Raw genomic sequence first — 17,273 nt, 5'->3', positions numbered from 1 at the left:
CCGCCGCGAGCCAGTGCGCCAAAGCCTTGGCGGCGCAGGCGAGTTCCAGCGGCGTCCGGCTCATCACGATGAGGTCGAGCGAGCCGTCCTCATGGTCGGCCGTGAACAGACGATCGAGGGTGAGCAGGCTCGCCAGCAGTGCGCCAAGCCAGAGGATCGCGGGCCCAAGCCGCGACAGCAGCGCGAGATCCGGCCCCACCGCGAACGGCATCAGCACCGTGACGGTGAGGAAGAACAGCACGCCGATCAGTGCGCCGCCGCCGACGCGCAGCGCAATCCTGATGTCGCGACGGATCAACGCGGCGAGCGCGGTCATGTGAGGCGCCCGCTGCGAATGTAGCGACTGGCGTGCCGCAGACTCGCTGCGCTCCCTCCCCCCTTGTGGGGGAGGGTTGGGGAGAGGGGTGGCCCCAGGCGAGGTGGTTTATGGGAGCGTCGCTCCTTCAATCTCGGTAGCTTGTTGTGGAGCGATAGACGGAGAGTGCACGTCGTGCGGCACCCCCCACCCTGACCCTCCCCCACAAGGGGGGAGGGAACGGTTGGACCTGTGAGATGTTGCGCACTCATGCCGCGCCTCCCATCCGCAGGTCGCGCGATTCGATGCCGAGCGGCATGTGGGTTGCGGCAATGATGATTCCACCGCCGGCGAGATGGTCGCGCATCACTCCGACGAACAGTTGCTGGCCGGCTGCATCCAGCGCCGACGTCGGTTCGTCGAGCAGCCAGACCGGGCGGCGTACCGAGAGCAGGCGCGCGATCGACAGGCGGCGGCGCTGGCCGGCGGAGAGATAGGCAGCGGGCAGATGCGTGGCGTGATCCAACGCCACCGCGGCGAGGCACTGTTTGGCGTCCTCCGGCTTGCCGCCGAGGAATTCGCGCCAGAACGCCAGGTTCTCGAGCACGCTCAGCGCCGGTTTCAGCGCATCGCGGTGGCCGAGATAGTGAGCCTGCTCGGGCAGGCTCAGCTCGGCATCGCCGCCGACCAGAGCTATCGTGCCCTCGGCGGGAACCAGAAGCCCCGCAATGACGCGCAGCAGCGACGTCTTGCCCGCGCCGTTCGGGCCGGTGACGGCGATGATCTCGCCGGAGGAAGCCGAAAAATCGAGGCCGGAAAACACCTCGCGGCCACCACGTACGCATTTCAGATTTCGTCCCGAGAGCCGCATGTTTCTCCCTGTCACAGCCCTCTGAAATCTTTCGCTACCGCGTGAGAATTTTTGGGTCGCGCAACGCTGTCGCACGCTTGTCGGTGTGGCGGTGCTTCTAGAAAGATTCTATAAGCCCGGAACTTGATGCAGCACACACAGTCGGCGGCCGCAAGCCACCCAGGCCCATCTCAAAGCCGGCACAGTCGACGGTGTTTAAATACCCTTCTCGGGTATAACTAAGAATTGGGATCCCTCGCATGACCTCACTCGACAGCTTCAAATGCCGCAAGACCATGAAGGTCGGTGGCAAGACCTACGTCTATTACAGCCTCCCCCAGGCGGAGAAGAACGGACTGAAGGGCATTTCGAAGCTGCCGTACTCGATGAAGGTGCTGCTGGAGAACCTGTTGCGCAACGAGGATGGCCGCACGGTCAAGAAGGACGACATCGTCGCGGTGTCGAAGTGGCTGAAGAAGCGCCAGCTCGAGCATGAAATCGCCTTCCGCCCGGCGCGCGTGCTGATGCAGGACTTCACCGGCGTTCCGGCCGTGGTCGATCTCGCGGCGATGCGCAACGCGATGCAGTCGCTCGGCGGCGACGCCGAGAAGATCAATCCGCTGGTGCCGGTCGATCTCGTCATCGACCACTCTGTCATCGTCAACTTCTTCGGCGACAACAAGGCGTTCGCGAAGAACGTCGTCGAGGAATACAAGCAGAACCAGGAGCGCTACGAGTTTCTGAAGTGGGGCCAGAAGGCGTTCTCGAACTTCTCGGTGGTGCCGCCCGGCACCGGCATCTGCCACCAGGTCAACCTCGAATATCTCGCGCAGACGGTGTGGACCAAGAAGGAGAAGATGACGGTCGGCAAGAAGACCGGCACCTTCGAGGTCGCCTATCCCGATTCGCTTGTCGGCACCGACTCGCACACTACGATGGTCAACGGCCTTGCCGTGCTCGGCTGGGGCGTCGGCGGCATCGAGGCGGAAGCCTGCATGCTCGGCCAGCCGTTGTCGATGCTGCTGCCTGAGGTCGTCGGCTTCAAGCTCAAGGGCCAGCTCAAGGAAGGCGTCACCGCGACCGACCTCGTGCTCACCGTCACCCAGATGCTGCGCAAGCAGGGCGTGGTCGGCAAGTTCGTCGAGTTCTTCGGTCCCGGCCTCGATTATCTCTCGGTCGCGGACAAAGCGACGATCGGCAACATGGCGCCCGAATACGGCGCGACCTGCGGCTTCTTCCCGGTCGACGCCGCGACCATCGACTACCTGAAGACCTCGGGCCGCAAGGCCGATCGCGTCAAGCTGGTGCAGTCCTACGCCAAGGCGCAGGGCCTGTTCCGCACCGCGAAGTCGGCCGATCCGGTGTTCACCGCCACGCTGACGCTGGATCTCGGCGACGTCGTGCCGTCGATGGCCGGCCCGAAGCGCCCCGAAGGCCGAATCGCGCTGCCGTCTGTTGCCTCCGGTTTCGCCAGCGCGCTGGTCAGCGAGTACAAGAAGCCTGACGGTGAAGAGAAGCGCTTCGCCGTCGAAGGCAGCGATTTCGATCTCGGCCATGGCGACGTCGTGATCGCGGCGATCACCTCCTGCACCAACACCTCGAACCCGAGCGTGCTGATCGGCGCCGGCCTGCTCGCGCGCAACGCGGCCGCCAAGGGTCTGAAGGCCAAGCCGTGGGTGAAGACCTCGCTCGCGCCGGGCAGCCAGGTGGTGGCGGAATATCTCGCCAATTCCGGTCTGCAGAAGGATCTCGACAAGGTCGGCTTCAACCTCGTGGGCTTCGGCTGCACGACCTGCATCGGCAACTCCGGGCCGCTGCCGGAAGACATCTCGAAATCGATCAACGAGAACGGCATCGTGGCCGCGGCCGTGCTGTCGGGTAACCGCAACTTCGAAGGCCGCGTCTCGCCCGACGTGCAGGCGAACTACCTCGCCTCGCCGCCGCTGGTGGTTGCGCATGCGCTCGCCGGCACCGTGACGAAGGATCTCTCGGTCGAGCCGCTCGGTATCGGCAAGGACGGCAAGCCGGTGTTCCTGAAGGACATCTGGCCGACCGCCAAGGAAATCAACGCCTTCATGAAGAAGTACGTCACTGCGACGATCTTCAAGAAGAAGTACGCCGACGTGTTCAAGGGCGATACCAACTGGCGCAAGATCAAGACCACGGAAAGCGAGACCTATCGCTGGAACATGAGCTCGACCTATGTGCAGAATCCGCCTTACTTCGAAGGCATGAAGAAGGAGCCCGAGCCGATCACCGACGTGGTCGACGCGCGCATCCTCGCGATGTTCGGCGACAAGATCACCACCGACCACATTTCGCCGGCCGGTTCGATCAAGCTGACCTCGCCTGCCGGCAAGTTCCTCAGCGAGCACCAGGTGCGCCCGGCCGACTTCAACCAGTACGGCACGCGCCGCGGCAACCATGAAGTGATGATGCGCGGCACCTTCGCCAACATCCGCATCAAGAACTTCATGTTGAAGGGTGCGGACGGCAATATTCCGGAGGGCGGACTTACCAAGCACTGGCCCGACGGCGAGCAGATGTCGATCTACGACGCCGCGATGAAGTATCAGGTCGAAAGCGTGCCGCTGGTGGTGTTCGCAGGCGCCGAATACGGCAACGGCTCGTCGCGCGACTGGGCTGCCAAGGGCACGCGCCTGCTCGGCGTGCGTGCGGTGATCTGCCAGAGCTTCGAGCGCATCCATCGCTCCAACCTGGTCGGCATGGGTGTGCTTCCGCTCACCTTCCAGCAAGGCACATCCTGGTCGTCGCTCGGCCTCAAGGGCGACGAGAAGGTGACGATCCGCGGGCTGCAGGGCGATCTGAAGCCGCGCCAGACGCTGACCGCGGAGATCGTTTCCGGCGACGGCGCGAAGAAGGATGTCCCGCTGCTCTGCCGCATCGATACGCTCGACGAGCTCGATTACTATCGCAACGGCGGCATTCTGCACTACGTGCTGCGCAAGCTCGCGGCCTAACGCGGACTTGTGATCAGTGCCTCACTGCTTAGTGAGTAGCGGCTAAAAAGAAGGCGGCCTATGAAAAGGCCGCTTTCTTGCGTTTGGGGCACGCAGTTCAGGGACAACTTCATGCTCCGTACAAATACGGATGGAAATCATCACGACTGGTTCGCAGTATGACAGCGATGATGGCCTATAATCGTATCTCGCGATGGTCCAGCGCCCTCGGTATCTGCGCAATCGTCGCGATCATCCGCCCCGCTCACGCCGATCCGCGTGCAGTCGTCGAACTCTTCACCTCGCAGGGATGCTCGTCCTGTCCGCCCGCGGACCGGATCATCGGTGAGCTTGCGAAGGATCCCAGCGTCATCGCGCTCAGCATGCCGATCGACTATTGGGACTATCTCGGCTGGAAGGATACGCTGGCCGATTCCCGTTTCAGCGCGCGTCAGAAAGCCTATTCGCACATGCGCGGCGATCGCGACGTCTACACGCCGCAAGCCGTGATCAACGGCTCGGCGCATGTGATCGGCAGCGATCGCGCCAGCATCGAGAGCGCCATCAAGGACACCGACAAGAGCGCCGGCGTGATGTCGGTGCCGGTGACGATGACGTTGAGCGGCAAGCAGATCAATGTTTCGGTGGCGGCGGCCAAGACGCCGGTGGCGTCGCGCGGCGAAGTCTGGATCTGCTCGATCTCGAAATCGGTGCCGATCTCCATCGGGCGCGGCGAGAATCGCGGCCGTGAGATCACCTACCACAATGTCGTGCGCAACCTGCTGAAGGTCGGCGACTGGAACGGCTCGTCCGGGAATTGGACCGTGCCGCTGGAGAACATCACGCGCGACGGCGTCGATGCTGCCGCGGTCTATGTCCAGGATGGCAGTCGCGACAAGCCGGGGCCGATGCTCGGCGCGGCGTTCACGTCACTGCACTAAAGCGGGATGAGATCAGGTTGAATCGTCATCGCGCCTTAGCTTCTTGTTTGAGCATGATCTTCTCGGAAAACCGCTTCACACTTTTCCGGATCATGCTCTAAAGGGCGCATCCTCTTCCTGCACATCGGCGTCACTCGCTGCGGTGACGCCAAGCGGTGAGCGTGTTCAAGCTCCCTCGCTCGCAACGTCTCACCGCGAGACGTCGTTGCTGATTCGAATCACGAAATCGGTTGAGGTGAGGGCCGTCAGGCTGTGCGCGCAGGCGCTTTGATCGCGCGCAAATGGAGAGCCCAAAAACAAAAAGGACCAACTTTCGTTGGCCCAGTGTTGGGGATCAACTCCCCTGCGTACAGGCCCGATCCCGACGGCCCCGGGGGGCTGGGGGCTGAGGAATCCGGAACCGAAAGGACCGGGCCAACGCAGGATTTTCTTTTCGCAGAGCAGCGCGGCGGGCGATGGGCGGAAGTAGGGCAGCAATATGATTCTACTAACGTTCCCGTGACTCTTTTGAGGGCAAACTGTCGCGCGCCCAAATAGTTTACGCTTGGTTGCCAAGCGAATGGCCCCTTGCGGTGCCGCTCGCTTAGCGCAATCATGTCACTCTCGTGACGGTGCCGAACAGGGGCAACGGTCTTCGGAACCAGATCGTCACCGAGATGACAGGAGGCGCTCGATGAGTTTGATCTCGGAGGATGCTGATCCGAGCGGTAGTCGCGCCGTGGCGCGCCCCGCCGCCGCGGCCCCTCAGCCCAATCGCGTGACATTCAATCGACTAGAGCTCAACCGCATTCTCAACCTCTATGGCCGTATGGTCGCCGATGGCGAATGGCGCGACTATGCGATCGACTTCCTGAAGGACCGCGCGGTGTTCTCGGTGTTTCGCCGCGCATCGGAAGTGCCGATCTATCGGATCGAGAAGGACCCGCGCCTCGCGCGCAAGCAGGGCATGTACAGCGTGATCTCGGCCACTGGCCTGATCCTGCGCCGCGGCCATGAGCTGGAGCGCGTGCTGCTGGTGATCGACCGCAAGCTGGCGCTGGTGTAGCCATAGCGCGACACTATTTGCTCCGCGCAAAGAAAAAGCCCCGGCGGGTTAGGCCGGGGCTTCGATCGATCCGATCAGCGTTTCGTTTAGTCGCGCTGGCCGAGCAGTTGCAGCAGCAGCGTGAACAGGTTGATGAAGTTCAGGTAGAGCGAGAGGGCACCGGTGATTGCCGCACGCTCTGCCATCGCACCACCCTGCGAGGCGTAGCCGTAGATGTAGTCGTTCTTCAGCCGCTGGGTGTCCCAGGCGGTGAGGCCCGCGAACACCAGCACGCCGACCACCGACACGATGAACTGCAGCGCCGAGCTCGCCAGGAACAGGTTGACCAGGCTCGCGATGATGATGCCGATCAGACCCATGAACAGGAACGAGCCCATGCCGCTCATGTCACGCTTGGTAGTGTAGCCGTAGAGGCTCAGCGCACCGAACGTCGCCGCGGTGATGAAGAACACGCGCACGATCGAGGTGTGCGTGTACACCAGGAAGATCGACGACAGCGACAGGCCCATCAGCGCCGAGAACACCCAGAACAGCATCTGGGCAGTCGAGGGTGCCAGGCGGTTGATGCCGGCCGAGATGACGAACACCATCACCAGAGGGGCGAGGATGAACAGCCACTTCAGCGGGCTGACGAACATCGCGTAGCCGAACTGTGTCAGATAGGCATTGCCGAACTTGGCGACGGCGGCAGACGGATCGCCGGTCACCGCAGCCATGTAGACACCGAGCGCGGCCAGGCCGGTGATGGCGAGGCCGATGCTCATGTAGTTGTAGATGCGCAGCATGTAGGCGCGCAGACCGGCGTCGACGGCCGCAGCGTCAATGCGCCCGGCGGCCCGGCCGAAGGGAGAAGAGTAGTTGCGGTCTAGGTCCGACATGGTCGAATTCCCGTGGTTGGTCCCGGTGGAGCGCAAGGGATTTGCGGCGCCGGTCGTAAATCTATCTCAGATGCTGCGGTTTGCCGAACATTAATTCGGTGTCATCAAACCGATCATCCGACCCGGTTGGTATGTGGGAAATTAACACATCCGACGCAAGCTTCCACGCGCGGCTGAATGTCGCTCTGACGCGGCGTTCATGGGGAGAAACGGCGTCAGCGGCCGCTACATATTGTCACAAATTCCGCAGCACCGAAGCTGGTTTCTGATTGAGCGCAAGCAGTGTTCCGGCCAGCCCCAATCCGACCGTGACGATCAGGGCGGCGACCACCACCAGCGCCGCGCTGCCCGCCTGCCAGATGAAGCTCAGCGTCATCAGCCGCGTCACGATCATCCAGGCGGCGATCGAGCCGGCGATGACACCGAACACGGCGGTTGCAAAACCGATCATGAGATACTCCAGCGCGTAGGCACCGAGCAGCCGCGCCCGGGTGGCGCCGAGCGTCTTGAGGATCACGGCGTCGTAGACCCGGTGGCGGTGGCCGGCGGCCAGCGCCCCGCCCAACACCAGGATGGCGGAGATCAGCGTCACCGCGCTGGCGCCGCGGATCGCCAGCACAAGGTTGCTGACGACGCTGCCGATCGTTTCCAGGGCCTCGCGCACGCGCACGCTGGTCACCATCGGGAAGGCGTCGGCGACCTGCTTGATGATGCGGGCATCGCCCGCGGCGTCTGGATGGATCTCGGTCAGGGTCGCGACATGGCTGTGCGGCGCGCCCTTGAAGGCATTCGGCGAGAACACCAGCACGAAGTTGATGCCCATGCCCTGCCAGTCGATGTTGCGCAGATTGGCGATCTTGGCCGGCACGTCGCGGCCGAGCACGTTGACCACGATCTCGTCGCCGATCTTCAGGCCCAGGCCGTCGGCGATCTTCTTTTCCATCGAGACCAGCGGAGGTCCGCTGTAGTCCGATCCCCACCATTCGCCCTCGACGATCTTGGAGCCCTTGGGCACTTCCCCGGTATAGGTCAGTCCGCGGTCGCTCTGCAGCACCCACTCGGAGTCGACGGTCGGATTGAGCTGGTCGGCCTTCATGCCACGCGCCGCGACGATGCGCCCGCGCAGCATCGGCACGTCCTCGACCGTCGAATCCGGAGAAATCTGCTTGAGGAAGGAGCCGAAGCGGTCGGCCTCGGTGGAGGGGATGTCGATGAAGAAGAACGACGGCGCCCGCTCGGGCAGCGCCGCCAGGAACTGCCTGCGCAGATTGCCGTCGATCTGGGTGATGGTGACGAGCACCGCGAGCCCGAGACCGAGCGACAGCACCACCGACGGCGTCAGGGCACCCGGGCGGTGAATGTTGGCGATCGCCAGCCGCAGCATGGTGATGCGGCTGCGCGGCAGCCGCCTCGCCACCGCCATCAGCAGTTCGGCAATCCCGCGCAGCAGCAGAAACACCGCGATCGAGGAGACGACGAAGACGGTTGCAACCCGCTTGTCATAGGACAGCCCGATGGCAACAGTGATCAAGAGCGCGATCACGACGCCCATCAGCGCGAGGTAGCTCCAGCGCGGGCGATGCCATTCGCTGGCGACGGTTTCGCGGAACAGCGCCGCCACCGGCACGTCGTGCACCCGGCCGAGCGGCCACAGGCCGAAGGCGAGTGCGGTGAGCTGGCCGTAGATGAAAGCGAGCGCGAGCTCGTCCGGATGCATCGCCGGCACCACCGGCAGCGGCAGCAGTTTGCCGAACACGCCGACGATCACGAAAGGCAGCGCTGCGCCGAGCGCCAGCCCGATCACCGAGCCGATCCCGGCCAGCACCACCACTTGCGTGAGATAGATCGTGAAGACGTCGCGGCCGGTGGCGCCGAGCGCCTTGAACGAGGCGACCACGTCGCGGCGGCGGTCGATATGGCTCTTCACCGCATTGGCGACGCCGACGCCGCCGACCAGCAATGCGGCGAGGCCGACCAGGGTCAGGAATTGCGTGAAGCGGTTGATGCTGCGTTCGAGTTGCGGCGAGGCGTTGCTGCGGCTGCGCACTTCCCAGCCGGCCTCGGGCGCAGCGCTTCGCGCGCCGTCGAGCAGCGCGGTGGTGGCGCGATCATCATTGGCGCCATCGGGCAGCTTCACCCGGTAAATCCAGCGCACCAGACTGCCCGGTTGCAGCAGGTCGGTGGCACGCAGACTGGCCTCGCTGACCAGGAAGCGCGGGCCGAGGCCGACGCCGCCGGCGAGCTTGTCGGGTTCGGCCGCGACCACGCTGCGGATCTGGTAGGTCGCGCTGCCGATGGTGACGCGGTCGCCGAGCTTCAGGTCGAGCCGTGCCAGCAAGGTCGAATCGACAGCCGCACCGTAAGCGCCATCGCGCTCGGCGAGGAGATCGGCGAGCGGCATGTTCGGCTCGAGCGAGAGTTCGCCGAGCATCGGATATGTGCTGTCGACCGCCTTGAGCTCGACCAGCGCCAGCTTGCCGTCGGTGCTGCGCGCCATCGCGCGCAGCGTGGCTGCGACCGAGACCTCGCCGCGAGTGCGCAGATACGCTACTTCGTTGGGCTTGGCTTCGCGCGAGATCAGCGAGAACGCGGCGTCACCGCCGAGCAGGGTGCGGCCTTCGCGCGACAGGCCGTCGGCGAGGCTCGCGGCGACCGAGCCGACGCCGGCAATCGCCATCACGCCGAGCGCGATGCAGGCGATGAAGACGTAGAAGCCGCGCAGGCCGCTGCGCAGTTCGCGCATCGCGTAACGGAAGGCAAGCGACGACGTGCGGCCCTGGACCGCGACTTCGGACGCAATGCTCATGTCGCGGAGTGTCCGTCGATGCGGCCGGAGCGCAGCCGCACGACGCGGTCGCAACGCTGTGCGAGCGAGATGTCGTGCGTCACCAGCACCAGCGTCATGCCGCGCTCGGCATGCTTGCTGAACAGCAGGTCGACGATCTGCTTTCCCGTCGCCTCGTCGAGATTTCCGGTCGGCTCGTCGGCGACGAGGATCGCGGGATCGGGCGCGAGCGCGCGCGCGATCGCCACGCGCTGCTGTTCGCCGCCGGAGAGCTGCGTCGGATAATGATGCAGGCGCTCGCCTAGGCCGACCGATTGCAGTTCCTGCGCGGCGCGCGTCGCTGCGTCGGGCGAGCCCGCAAGCTCGAGCGGCACCGCGACATTCTCCAGCGCCGTCATCGTCGGGATCAGATGGAACGACTGGAAGACGATGCCGACCTGTCGGCCGCGAAAACGCGCGAGCGCATCTTCGTCGAGGGCATTGAACGACGTGCCGTTGACGACCACTTCTCCACTGTCAGGACGTTCGAGCCCCGCCATCACCATCAGCAAGGTCGACTTCCCCGAGCCCGACGGGCCGATCAGGCCGATGGCCTCGCCCGCTGCCACACGAAGGCTGATATCCTTGAGGATATGAACCCGTGCCGCGCCGGTGCCGAGCGAGAGATTGACGTTCTTGACAGAGATAGTGTCCGGCTCGACGCCGGTCAGTGATGAGGATTCGATGAGGCTGTCCATGGTTCGGTCATATGGCACTTCCGCTGCTGCGGTCGAGGGCCGGTTGGGAATCTTCGTGCACATACTCGTGTTGCTTATGGGCTTGATGACGGCGGCAAGTGCGCAGGCGGCGGATCCCGCGAAACCGATCAAGATGGTGGTGCTCGGCGACTCCCTGAGCGCCGGCTACGGCCTTCCGGCCGACGCGGCGTTTCCGGTTCGCCTGCAAAAGGCCTTGGATGCCAAGGGGATAAAGGCCGACATGATCAATGCCGGGGTGTCTGGCGACACCGCCTCGGGCGGCCGCGACCGGGTCGACTGGTCGGTCCCCGATGGAACCGATGCGGTGATCCTCGAGCTCGGCGCCAACGATGCCCTGCGCGGCACCGATCCGGCGGTCACGCGCGCCGCACTGTCCGACGTCATCACAAAGTTGAAGGCGCGCAAGATCGCGGTGCTCTTGTGCGGCATGCTCGCGCCGCCGAATTATGGCAGCGACTATGCAGCCAAGTTCAACGCGATCTATCCCGAGCTTTCGAAATCGTTCGGCGTGCCGCTCTATCCGTTCTTCCTCAATGGTGTTGCAGCCGACGCCAAGCTCAACCAGGCCGACGGCATGCATCCGACGGCCGCGGGAGTGGATGTTGTCGTGAAAAATATCATGCCCACGGTGGAGACATTTCTCGGTGCATTATCCGGGCAACGGAGTTGAAACGCAGGCTCAACGGCGCATCATGACCGCAGGTTTACGAGCCGTTAACGCATCATGCTTCGCAGAGTCATATAACTCGGGTACAAAGAGACATCGGTGATTCGTCACCGGGTTGTAACAGGGCGCGGGCTCCCAAAACTCGCGCCACCGCATCGAGGATTATTGCGATGCCGCGTCTGTTCACTGGACTGGAAATCCCGGCCGACATCGGTCAAACCCTTTCCAACTTGCGTGGTGGCCTTCCCGGCGCACGTTGGATCGATCCCGAAAATTATCACGTCACTCTACGCTTCATCGGCGACATCGATGGCATCTGGGCCAACGAAATCGCATCGATGTTGTTTCGGGTGAATCGCAAACCGTTCGAGGTCAAGCTGCAGGGCTTGTCGAGCTTCGGCGGACGCAAGCCGCGCGCGGTGGTTGCCGCCGTCGAGCCGAGCCGGCCGTTGATCGAGCTGCAGGCCGAGCTCGAGCGGATGATGCAGCGGATGGGGCTTGATCCCGAGGGCCGCAAATTCACCCCGCATGTGACGCTCGCGCGGCTGTATGACGCTTCGAGCCAGGACGTTGCGGATTATCTGTCCGTGCGCGGCTACTTCCCGAGCCGCACCTTCATGGCGGATCGCTTCGTGCTGTTCTCGTCGCGCGCGTCGACCGGCGGCGGCCCCTACGTGGTCGAGGATTCCTACGCGCTTTGCGCGTGAGATAGCCGCCGGTTCTGGGCACCCGGCCGGTTCGTCCGGTCGGCCGGGTTGTGCAAGAGCGTGCTCCTGCATACCCGTCGGCAAAATTCACGGCTTGCAATTTTCCGCGCGGTAGGGCCGTAAGATGGCTCATGCTCTCCACCTCGCCCAGTTCCTTCCTTGACCATTACAAGGCCCTGGTCGCCTCCGGCGCGATCGAGGCCGATTCCGCGCAAGCGCTCGCCGCCGATGCGTTCGGCGCGCTGGAGGAGCGGCTTGCGAGCTACAAGCCCCAGCGCAAGCAGAGCCTGTTCGGCCGGCTGTTCGGCGGCGACAAGGACGAGGGACCGCCGCGCGGGCTCTACGTCCATGGCGAGGTCGGTCGCGGCAAGACCATGCTGATGGATCTGTTCTTCCAGCAGAGCCCGGTCGAGCACAAGCGCCGCGCGCATTTCCACGAATTCATGGCCGAGGCGCATGAGCGCATCTACGGTTATCGCCAGCAGATCGCGCGCGGCGAGATCGGCGATGCCGATGTCATCGCGCTCACCGCGCAGGCGATCTTCGACGAGGCCTGGCTGCTCTGCTTCGATGAATTCCACGTCACCGACATCGCCGACGCGATGATCCTCGGGCGGCTGTTCGCAAAGCTGTTCGATCTCGGCACCGTGGTGGTCGCGACCTCGAACGTCGCGCCGGAGGATCTCTACAAGGGCGGCCTCAATCGCGCGCTGTTTCTGCCGTTCATCAAGCAGATCTCGGATCACATGGACGTGCTGCGGCTCGATGCGCGCACCGATTTCCGGCTCGAGAAACTGTTCGGCGTGAAGATGTGGCTGGTGCCGGCCGATGATGCGGCCGATGCCGCGCTCGATGCGGCCTGGCGCAAGATGACCGGCAATGCGCCGTGCAAGTCGCGCGACATCGCGATCAAGGGGCGCACGCTGCACGTGCCGTGCTCGGCGCACGGCATCGCGCGCTTCGGCTTCGCGGACATCTGCGAGAAGCCGCTTGCGGCGTCGGACTATCTGCGGCTCGCGCACGACTATCATACGATCCTGATCGACCGCATCCCGGTGATGGACTACGCCGAGCGCAACGCCGCCAAGCGCTTCATCTCGCTGATCGACACGCTCTATGACAATGCCGTGAAGCTGATGGCGTCGGCCGAGGCCGAGCCTGTGTCGCTCTATCTCGCCACCGACGGCATCGAGGCGATGGAGTTCAAGCGCACCGCGTCGCGTCTGATCGAAATGAGTTCGGAATCCTACCTGGCGTTACCGCACGGCCGGAAAGACTCCTCGGCGAGCGGCGCGACGACTGGTCTGGTGGAGACCTAATTCAGCCTTTTGGGCGCTCCGTTTCGAGCAACTTTTCGTGCGTTCGGGGACGGATGCCGCTGGCATGCCTGATCGAATTCCGGGCAGGGGCGACAATTGGGCAGGCCGCGACTTGAACGTATCATTCGAAAGGGATAACCACCCTTCCAACCGACTTCTCTCCCTCCTGCTACCAGTTCAAAGGACTGATTTCCCATGGCACGCGACAAGATTGCTCTGATTGGCTCCGGACAGATCGGCGGAACGCTGGCGCACCTCGTCGGCCTGAAGGAACTCGGGGACGTCGTGCTGTTCGATATCGCCGAAGGCGTGCCGCAGGGCAAAGCGCTCGACATCGCGCAGTCGTCGCCGGTCGATGGTTTCGACTCCAATCTCTCCGGCGCCAATTCCTATGAGGCGCTCGACGGCGCCAAGGTCTGCATCGTCACGGCCGGCGTGCCGCGCAAGCCCGGCATGAGCCGCGACGATCTGCTCTCCATCAACCTCAAGGTCATGGAGCAGGTCGGCGCAGGCATCAAGAAGTACGCGCCCGACGCGTTCGTCATCTGCATCACCAACCCGCTGGATGCGATGGTGTGGGCGCTGCAGAAGGCTTCGGGCCTGCCGCACAAGAAGGTGGTCGGCATGGCCGGTGTGCTCGACTCCGCGCGCTTCCGCTACTTCCTCGCCGATGAATTCAACGTCTCGGTCGAAGACGTCACCGCGTTCGTGCTCGGCGGTCACGGCGACACCATGGTGCCGCTGACCCGCTACTCCACCGTCGCTGGCATTCCGCTGCCCGACCTCGTCAAGATGGGCTGGACCTCGCAGGCCCGCATCGACGAGATCGTCGATCGCACCCGCAACGGCGGCGCCGAAATCGTCAACCTGCTCAAGACCGGCTCCGCCTTCTACGCGCCGGCAGCGTCCGCGATCGCGATGGCCGAGAGCTACCTGAAGGACAAGAAGCGCGTGCTGCCCTGCGCCGCCTATCTCAACGGCGAGTACGGCGTGAAGGACATGTACGTCGGCGTGCCCACCGTGATCGGCTCCAAGGGTGTCGAGCGCGTGGTCGAGATCGAGCTCGCCGGCAAGGACCGCGAAGCCTTCGACAAGTCAGTCGGCGCCGTGCAGGGTCTGGTCGACGCCTGCAAGAAGATCGCCCCCGATCTGCTCGGCAAGTAATCTGGCTTGGCAATGGCCCGATAGGCGTTTCCAATCGCCTGTTGGATGCAAGGTGATGAAATCCTGACGGATTTTGTAGTTGCGTCGGTCTTGGTATATGGTATGCCAGTTCTAAGGCTGACGTGAGCTCGACGAAGTTCGCCGCACGAGGGTTTGGGAGCGTCTCTCCATGAATATCCACGAATACCAGGCCAAAGCACTGCTGCATGACTTTGGCGTCCCGATCTCGCGCGGCGTGGCGGTGCTGAAGGCGGGCGACGCCGATGCGGCCGCCAAGCAGCTCTCCGGTCCGATCTGGGTGGTGAAGAGCCAGATCCACGCCGGCGGCCGCGGCAAGGGCAAGTTCAAGGAAGCCTCCGCCGGCGACAAGGGCGGTGTCCGCATCGCCAAGTCGGTCGCCGAGGTCGATGAGTTTGCCAAGCAGATGCTTGGCGCGACCCTGGTCACGGTGCAGACCGGCCCGCACGGCAAGCAGGTCAATCGCCTCTACATCGAGGAAGGCTCCGACATCGACAAGGAGTTCTACCTCTCGATCCTGGTCAACCGCGAAACCTCCGAGGTCTCCTTCGTCGTCTCGACCGAGGGCGGCGTCAACATCGAGGAAGTTGCGCACGCGACGCCGGAGAAGATCGTTTCCTTCTCTGTCGATCCTGCGACCGGCATCATGGCGCATCATGGCCGCACCGTCGCCAACGCGCTGAAGCTGACCGGCGATCTCGCCAAGCAGGCGGAAAAGCTGACCGGCCAGCTCTATGCCGCCTTCATCGCCAAGGACATGGCGATGCTCGAAATCAATCCGCTCGTCGTCACCAAGCAGGGCCAGCTCCGCGTGCTCGACGCCAAGGTGTCGTTCGACAGCAACGCGCTCTACCGCCACCCCGACGTGGTCGCGCTGCGCGACGAGACTGAGGAGGACGCCAAGGAGATCGAGGCGTCGAAATATGACCTCAACTATGTCGCGCTCGATGGCACGATCGGCTGCATGGTCAACGGCGCCGGCCTCGCCATGGCGACGATGGACATCATCAAGCTCTACGGCATGGAGCCGGCGAACTTCCTCGACGTCGGCGGCGGCGCCAGCGTGGAGAAGGTCGCCGCAGCGTTCAAGATCATCACCGCCGACCCCAACGTGAAGGGGATTCTGGTCAACATCTTCGGCGGCATCATGAAGTGCGACGTCATCGCCGAGGGCGTGGTCGCCGCGGTGAAGCAGGTCGGTCTCAAGGTGCCGCTGGTCGTGCGTCTTGAAGGCACCAATGTCGAGCAGGGCAAGAAGATCATCCGCGAAAGCGGCCTCAACGTCGTGCCCGCCGACAATCTCGATGACGCCGCGCAGAAGATCGTGAAGGCCGTCAAGGGAGGCTAACGATGGCAGATCATCTCGATGCCCCGACACCCCTCGAAGAACACCGCAAGCTCGCGGTCTTCGCGGGCGAGTGGAGTGGCGAAGAGGTGGTCTATCCGTCGCGTTGGACCGCAGGCGGTCCGGCCAGCTCGCATGTGAGCGCGCGGATCGCGCTCAACGGCTTCTATCTGATCCAGGACAGCGTGCAGACGCGTGAGGGCAAGGAGAGCTTTGCCGCCCACGGCGTCTTCACCTACGACCGCGAAGAGCGGACCTACAAACTGTTCTGGCACGATTCGCTTGGCTACTACCCGCCATCGCCGGCCTCCGGCGGCTGGGTCAACAGGTCGCTGATCCTGGTGCGCGGCTCGTTGCGCGGCAACGCCCGTCATGTCTACGAGGTCGTCGACGACAACACCTACAACATGAAGATCCAGTTCTCGCCCGACGCGGAAGGGTGGGCCGACGTGCTCACCGGCGTGTACCGGCGTATCCACTAGAGCAAAGAGTTGTCACTGCTCGTCTCGCGAAAGCATCACGAACCATGTCCATCCTGATCGACAAGAACACCAAGGTCATCTGCCAGGGCTTCACCGGCAAGAACGGCACCTTCCATTCGGAAGCGGCGATCGCTTACGGCACCAAGATGGTCGGTGGCGTGGCGCCGGGCAAAGGCGGCTCGACGCATCTCAACTTGCCGGTGTTCGACACCGTTGCGGAAGCGCGCGAGAAGACCGGCGCCGATGCCAGCGTCGTCTATGTGCCGCCGCCGGGCGCGGCCGATGCGATCTGCGAGGCGATCGATGCGGAGATCCCGCTGATCGTCTGCATCACCGAGGGCATTCCGGTGCTCGACATGGTGCGCGTCAAGCGCTCGCTGTCGGGATCGAAGTCGCGGCTGATCGGCCCGAACTGCCCAGGCGTGATGACCGCCGGCGAGTGCAAGATCGGCATCATGCCGGCCAACATCTTCAAGCCCGGCAGCGTCGGCATCGTCTCCCGCTCCGGCACGCTGACCTACGAGGCGGTGTTCCAGACCACCCAGGAAGGCCTCGGCCAGACCACCGCGGTCGGCATCGGCGGCGATCCGGTCAAGGGCACCGAGTTCATCGACGTGCTGGAGATGTTTCTGGCCGACGAGAAGACCAAGTCGATCGTCATGATCGGCGAGATCGGCGGTTCCGCCGAGGAAGACGCCGCCCAATTCCTCAGGGATGAGGCTAAGCGCGGCCGCAAGAAGCCGATGGTCGGCTTCATCGCCGGTGTCACGGCACCTCCCGGCCGCCGGATGGGCCATGCCGGCGCGATCATCTCCGGCGGCAAGGGCGACGCCGGTTCCAAGACCGCGGCGATGGAAGCGGCCGGGATCAAGGTGTCGCCTTCGCCGGCGCGCCTTGGGCATACGCTCGCCGAAATGTTGAAGTAAATCGTCCGTTACGACGACGACTGCCTTGGAGCGCGCTATCCCGGGTTTTTATGCCGGGAAGCGCGTTCGGCGTGCGATTTGCCGCCAAAAGCGTTCGATTATAAGCTTTGAAATTATATTCATTTCTTGGTTC

Annotated in this window: 15 protein-coding genes; 10 read left to right on the top strand and 5 right to left on the bottom strand. The window is 63.8% G+C overall.

Annotated features, from left to right (window positions below; genetic code table 11):
- Window positions 1-316 (bottom strand): heme exporter protein CcmB (locus AS156_RS05560; RefSeq protein ID WP_201455992.1); only part of this gene is annotated, 316 nt, incomplete at its 3' end.
- 247 nt (window positions 317-563) lie between these two features.
- Complete coding sequence (ccmA, locus tag AS156_RS05555; RefSeq protein WP_066501096.1) at window positions 564-1,166, bottom strand: heme ABC exporter ATP-binding protein CcmA; 603 nt, start codon at window positions 1,164-1,166, stop codon at window positions 564-566.
- A gap of 239 nt (window positions 1,167-1,405) precedes the next feature.
- On the opposite strand from ccmA, the gene acnA reads away from it, so the two are divergent.
- The 3 genes from acnA (at window position 1,406) to AS156_RS05540 (ending at window position 6,091) form a co-directional block, all read left to right on the top strand.
- A complete protein-coding gene (acnA, locus tag AS156_RS05550) occupies window positions 1,406-4,126 on the top strand; it encodes an aconitate hydratase AcnA (RefSeq protein ID WP_066501095.1) in 2,721 nt (906 codons plus the stop codon).
- A gap of 158 nt (window positions 4,127-4,284) precedes the next feature.
- The gene (locus AS156_RS05545) at window positions 4,285-5,046 is read left to right on the top strand and encodes a DUF1223 domain-containing protein (RefSeq protein WP_066501093.1); all 762 of its coding nucleotides are present in this window, start codon (window positions 4,285-4,287) and stop codon (window positions 5,044-5,046) included.
- 673 nt (window positions 5,047-5,719) lie between these two features.
- Window positions 5,720-6,091, top strand: a complete 372-nt coding sequence (locus tag AS156_RS05540; RefSeq protein WP_066501090.1) for a DUF2794 domain-containing protein — start codon at window positions 5,720-5,722, stop codon at window positions 6,089-6,091.
- Between the two features lie 86 nt (window positions 6,092-6,177).
- Here the strand turns inward: AS156_RS05540 and AS156_RS05535 are convergent, their stop codons facing one another.
- The 3 genes from AS156_RS05535 to AS156_RS05525 form a co-directional block, all read right to left on the bottom strand.
- A complete protein-coding gene (locus AS156_RS05535; RefSeq protein WP_066501223.1) occupies window positions 6,178-6,969 on the bottom strand; it encodes a Bax inhibitor-1/YccA family protein in 792 nt (263 codons plus the stop codon).
- A 235-nt stretch (window positions 6,970-7,204) separates the two neighbouring features.
- Window positions 7,205-9,775, bottom strand: coding sequence for an ABC transporter permease (locus AS156_RS05530; RefSeq protein WP_066501088.1), 2,571 nt, complete (start codon window positions 9,773-9,775; stop codon window positions 7,205-7,207).
- On the bottom strand, window positions 9,772-10,491 hold the full coding sequence (locus tag AS156_RS05525) for an ABC transporter ATP-binding protein (protein ID WP_066501087.1): 720 nt from the start codon (window positions 10,489-10,491) through the stop codon (window positions 9,772-9,774). Before AS156_RS05525 ends, AS156_RS05530 begins: the two co-directional genes overlap by 4 nt.
- Before the next feature lie 55 nt (window positions 10,492-10,546).
- Between AS156_RS05525 and AS156_RS05520 the strand changes: the two genes are divergently transcribed.
- The 7 genes from AS156_RS05520 (at window position 10,547) to sucD (ending at window position 17,140) form a co-directional block, all read left to right on the top strand.
- Window positions 10,547-11,182, top strand: coding sequence for an arylesterase (locus tag AS156_RS05520; protein ID WP_066501221.1), 636 nt, complete (start codon window positions 10,547-10,549; stop codon window positions 11,180-11,182).
- A gap of 167 nt (window positions 11,183-11,349) precedes the next feature.
- Window positions 11,350-11,886 (top strand): RNA 2',3'-cyclic phosphodiesterase, encoded by a 537-nt coding sequence (gene thpR / locus AS156_RS05515; protein ID WP_066501086.1) that lies wholly within the window; start codon window positions 11,350-11,352, stop codon window positions 11,884-11,886.
- Between the two features lie 131 nt (window positions 11,887-12,017).
- The gene (gene zapE / locus AS156_RS05510; protein ID WP_066501080.1) at window positions 12,018-13,205 is read left to right on the top strand and encodes a cell division protein ZapE; all 1,188 of its coding nucleotides are present in this window, start codon (window positions 12,018-12,020) and stop codon (window positions 13,203-13,205) included.
- 195 nt (window positions 13,206-13,400) lie between these two features.
- Window positions 13,401-14,369, top strand: coding sequence for a malate dehydrogenase (mdh, locus tag AS156_RS05505; protein ID WP_066501077.1), 969 nt, complete (start codon window positions 13,401-13,403; stop codon window positions 14,367-14,369).
- Between the two features lie 169 nt (window positions 14,370-14,538).
- The gene (gene sucC / locus AS156_RS05500) at window positions 14,539-15,735 is read left to right on the top strand and encodes an ADP-forming succinate--CoA ligase subunit beta (protein ID WP_066501075.1); all 1,197 of its coding nucleotides are present in this window, start codon (window positions 14,539-14,541) and stop codon (window positions 15,733-15,735) included.
- Window positions 15,736-15,737: 2 nt separating this feature from the next.
- Complete coding sequence (locus AS156_RS05495) at window positions 15,738-16,214, top strand: DUF1579 family protein (RefSeq protein WP_066501073.1); 477 nt, start codon at window positions 15,738-15,740, stop codon at window positions 16,212-16,214.
- A 44-nt stretch (window positions 16,215-16,258) separates the two neighbouring features.
- Window positions 16,259-17,140, top strand: a complete 882-nt coding sequence (gene sucD, locus AS156_RS05490; RefSeq protein WP_066501070.1) for a succinate--CoA ligase subunit alpha — start codon at window positions 16,259-16,261, stop codon at window positions 17,138-17,140.
- Window positions 17,141-17,273 lie beyond the last annotated feature (133 nt).

It is taken from the genome of Bradyrhizobium macuxiense, assembly GCF_001542415.1.
Lineage (GTDB): Bacteria > Pseudomonadota > Alphaproteobacteria > Rhizobiales > Xanthobacteraceae > Bradyrhizobium > Bradyrhizobium macuxiense.
The sequence above is the reverse complement of the archived record's forward strand: the minus strand, read 5'-3'. Positions and strand labels throughout refer to the sequence as shown.